The organism is Luteolibacter sp., assembly GCF_058122085.1.
Genome location: NZ_JBIKBQ010000192.1, coordinates 1 through 3,374 on the forward strand (window position 1 = coordinate 1; position 3,374 = coordinate 3,374).

Here is a 3,374-nt window from a genome sequence, read left to right on the forward strand (position 1 = left end):
CTTCAAGATGCAACTCAAACCCGGCTTCGAGGCCGAATACCGGAGACGCCACGACGAGATCTGGCCCGAACTCTCCCGCGCTCTCACCGAGGCCGGGGTTTCCGATTACTCGATCTTTCTCGACCCGGAAACCCTGACCCTGTTCGCCGAGCAGAAACTCTGCCGACGGACACACCGCGGACACGCTGCCGCGGCACCCGCTCGTCCGCCAGTGGTGGGACCACATGGCCGACATCATGGACACCCACCCGGATCACTCGCCGGTCTGCAGCCCGCTCGCGGAGGTGTTTCACATGGACTGAAACCCCTCCGTCACGCCCTCCATTGAATCATGCCCGAACTCCCCGAAGTCGAAACCACCCGCCGCGGCATCGAGCCGCATGTCACGGGCGCGCGGATGACCGAGCTGATCATCCGGCGCCGTGATTTGCGCCAGCCGATTTCGGAGAACATCATGGAGATCGAAGGGCTGTGCGTCCTGAGTGTGACGAGGCGCTCGAAGTATCTGTTACTTGAAATCGACGACGGCTCGACGCTGCTGATCCACCTCGGCATGTCCGGCAGCTTGCGGGTGATCGATCCGACGGAGGATTGGAAAAAGCACGACCACGTCGGCATCACCCTGGGAAATGGCAAACAGCTGCGCTTCCACGACCCCCGGCGCTTCGGACTGGTGCTGCGGTTGATGGAGTCCGACCCAATGTCGCACGCCTTGCTGAAAGACCTCGGCCCGGAACCGTTGGAAGACGCGTTCACCGCGGAGCATCTCAAAGCCGCCTGCGCTAAACGCTCCGCCGCGATCAAGCTCGTCATCATGGACGCGAAAACCGTCGTCGGCGTGGGAAACATCTACGCTTCCGAGGCGTTGTTCCGCGCCGGCATCCGGCCGGATCGCCCAGCCAACAAGCTCACGAAGCCGCGTTTGGAAAAACTCGTCGCCTCCATCCGCCAGGTTCTATCCGCCTCCATCGAGGAAGGCGGCACGACCTTGCGGGACTTCCTCAACTCGGACGGCCAGCCCGGCTATTTCAAGCAGCGGCTCTTCGTTTACGACCGGAAAGGCGAGTCCTGCCGCAGTTGCGAAACGCTGGTCCGCCATGCGGTGCTCGGCCAGCGCGCGACGTATTGGTGCCCGGTCTGCCAGAAGTGATCGGGAAAAGTGTGGCTGGCGCGTCTCGCGCCAGACCGTCTTCGGAGCGTCTCGCTCCGAGTCTGATCTCTACCAACTCGGACTTGACCCGATGCCCCTTATTTTCCCGCCGCGATCAAATCCACCAAATGCCCGCCGTGCGCGGTCACCCATTTGCCCTTTTTCACCACCTTGGTGAAGCCGAGCCCGCTGGCGGCGGCCGCTTTGAAAACATCCCAGGCCTGCGTCGCGAGGATGCCGGAAACGATCAGGTCGCCGCCGGGCGCGAGCGATTTCGCGATCACCGGCCAGGCTTCGATCAGGATGGTGGAAAACAGATTGGCGAGCACGACGTCGTAGCCCTTCTTGCGCGGCTTCCATTTCAGGACGTCCTGTTCCTTCATCAGGATGTCCGGCGTGCCGTTGCGCTCGATGTTGCGGATGCCGACGGCGACGGCGAAAGGATCGTAATCGCAAGCAAATATCTCGCCGGCTCCGAGTTTCTTCGCGGCGATGGCCAGCACGCCGGTGCCGGTGCCGAGGTCGGCGACCGACCAGTCCGTGCCTTTGCGGGCGCGGGCTACGTCCACAAGCAGGCGGAGGCAGGTCGAGGTGGTCGCATGGTCGCCGGTGCCGAAGGCCATTTCCGGCGGGATCACGATGATCTCGCGCTTCGGATTCGCCTTTTTCAGCGCGGCGAGTTCCTTCGGCCGTTTTTCCGCGGTCAGCACGAAAACGTCGCGCACCTTGACGGGGCGGGGGGCTTCGACCGGCTTGTCCCACTCGGCGGCGGCCATTTTGCGGACGCTGCCGCCGAATTGCGCGACGACGGCGTCGGCTTCCTTTTGGGTGGCGCAGAAGAGCCGGACGCGGATGGATTTGCCGCCCTTGACCATCTCGATGACTAGGTTTGGATTTCCTGCGAACCGTTCCTCCCAAGCGTCCATCCACTTCGCGGCGGAGAGTTTCGACCAAACGAACATGGTTAATTGCGGAGGGGAAATGCGCTCCGGGAAAATTGGAGCGGGCGATGAGATTCGAACTCACGACATCCACCTTGGCAAGGTGGCGCTCTACCACTGAGCTACGCCCGCGTCGGAAAACGCGTCGACGGCTTTCTACATGGGGCCGGATCACGGGCAAGCCAAAATTCACAAATTTTCCATGTTCATTTTTCCGGCACTGAGTTTCCTTTGCCGCACGCATGTCCGACAAGCTCGCCGAAATTATCGCCACCAAACATCTCGAAGTCGCCGCCCTCATGCCGCGCGCCGCGCTGCTCCGCGCCGGCGCTCTCCAGCGCAACGACTTCGGCGGCTTCCGCGCCGCGATTGATCGCGGACCCGGCCGGCTCGGCGTCATCGCCGAGGTGAAAAAGGCGTCGCCCTCCGTCGGTTTGATCGATCCGGACTTCGACCCGGTCCGCCAGGCGAAGCGCTATCTGGAAGGCGGCGCGTCCTGCCTTTCGATTCTCACCGACGAGCAATATTTCCAAGGCTCGCTCGCCTATCTCTCGCAGATCTCGAAATTTTCCGACGCCCCGCTCCTCCGCAAGGACTTCATGATCCACGAGGTGCAAATCCACGAAGCCGTCGTCACCGGTGCCGACGCGATCTTGCTCATCGTCGCCGCGCTCGACGACGAAACGCTCCGCCGCCTCTACGACGAGGCTAAATCCTTCTCGCTCGATGTGCTCGTCGAGGTCCACGACCTGCGGGAAATGGAGCGCGCCCTCGAACTCGGCGCCGACCTCATCGGCGTGAACAACCGGAATTTGAAGACCTTCGCCGTCGACCTCGCGACCACCGAGCAACTCGCCGAGGAAGTCCCGGACGACGTGCTGCTCGTTTCCGAAAGCGGCATCAAGTCCGTGGAAGACGCCCGTCGCGTGCTCGACGCCGGGGCGAACGCCGTGCTGATCGGCGAAGCACTGATGCGCGCCCACGACCCGTCGCGGGAAATCGAGGCCTATCTGGCGCTGGAGAGCGTCTGACCGCCGCCTGATAACTGCTTTCCCTATCGCGGTTTCAGGCGCTTTGCGTGCATTGATAGAGCTACCTTGGGTTTTTCATTTTCGGCAGCTGTGCTGGCGGAAGAATCACGCCATCGATGGTGTTCCATGTCGTCATGGAAGTCCTTCAACGTCGATTGCCGCTTGTTTTTGCGCCCACGCCGCCAGTCGTAGTAGATTCCCATCGCGCAGCGGCGCAGGATGCCCAGCACCAGCAACCCGTTGCGGTTGCGC

4 protein-coding genes, 1 tRNA gene and 1 pseudogene are annotated in these 3,374 nt (G+C 62.4%); 3 read left to right on the plus strand and 3 right to left on the minus strand.

All coding sequences use genetic code 11. The annotated features are described in order from the left end of the window. Positions 1–302 (plus strand): annotated as a pseudogene (locus AC4DF4_RS18290) (L-rhamnose mutarotase); the annotation flags it as partial. Between the two features lie 29 nt (positions 303–331). Beyond that, a complete protein-coding gene (gene mutM / locus AC4DF4_RS18295; RefSeq protein ID WP_490049535.1) occupies positions 332–1,150 on the plus strand; it encodes a bifunctional DNA-formamidopyrimidine glycosylase/DNA-(apurinic or apyrimidinic site) lyase in 819 nt (272 codons plus the stop codon). 98 nt (positions 1,151–1,248) lie between these two features. On the opposite strand, the gene AC4DF4_RS18300 is transcribed toward mutM, so the two are convergent. Both AC4DF4_RS18300 and AC4DF4_RS18305 read right to left on the minus strand, forming a co-directional pair. Continuing rightward, complete coding sequence (locus AC4DF4_RS18300; RefSeq protein WP_490049536.1) at positions 1,249–2,112, minus strand: 50S ribosomal protein L11 methyltransferase; 864 nt, start codon at positions 2,110–2,112, stop codon at positions 1,249–1,251. Positions 2,113–2,148: 36 nt separating this feature from the next. After that, positions 2,149–2,223 (minus strand) — tRNA-Gly (locus AC4DF4_RS18305). A gap of 110 nt (positions 2,224–2,333) precedes the next feature. Here AC4DF4_RS18305 and trpC point away from each other — a divergent pair. After that, positions 2,334–3,122, plus strand: a complete 789-nt coding sequence (trpC, locus tag AC4DF4_RS18310; RefSeq protein ID WP_490049537.1) for an indole-3-glycerol phosphate synthase TrpC — start codon at positions 2,334–2,336, stop codon at positions 3,120–3,122. Between the two features lie 23 nt (positions 3,123–3,145). Here the strand turns inward: trpC and AC4DF4_RS18315 are convergent. Beyond that, positions 3,146–3,374, minus strand: a 229-nt coding sequence (locus AC4DF4_RS18315; RefSeq protein WP_490049538.1) for a hypothetical protein, incomplete at its 5' end; no start/stop codon positions are given.

What these genes read in the sequence shown, in the direction of transcription:
- mutM (WP_490049535.1), top strand. Translation starts at nt 332, where the DNA reads ATGCCCGAACTCCCCGAAGTCGAAACCACCCGCCGCGGCATCGAGCCG.
- AC4DF4_RS18300 (WP_490049536.1), bottom strand. Translation starts at nt 2,112, where the DNA reads ATGTTCGTTTGGTCGAAACTCTCCGCCGCGAAGTGGATGGACGCTTGG.
- trpC (WP_490049537.1), top strand. Translation starts at nt 2,334, where the DNA reads ATGTCCGACAAGCTCGCCGAAATTATCGCCACCAAACATCTCGAAGTC.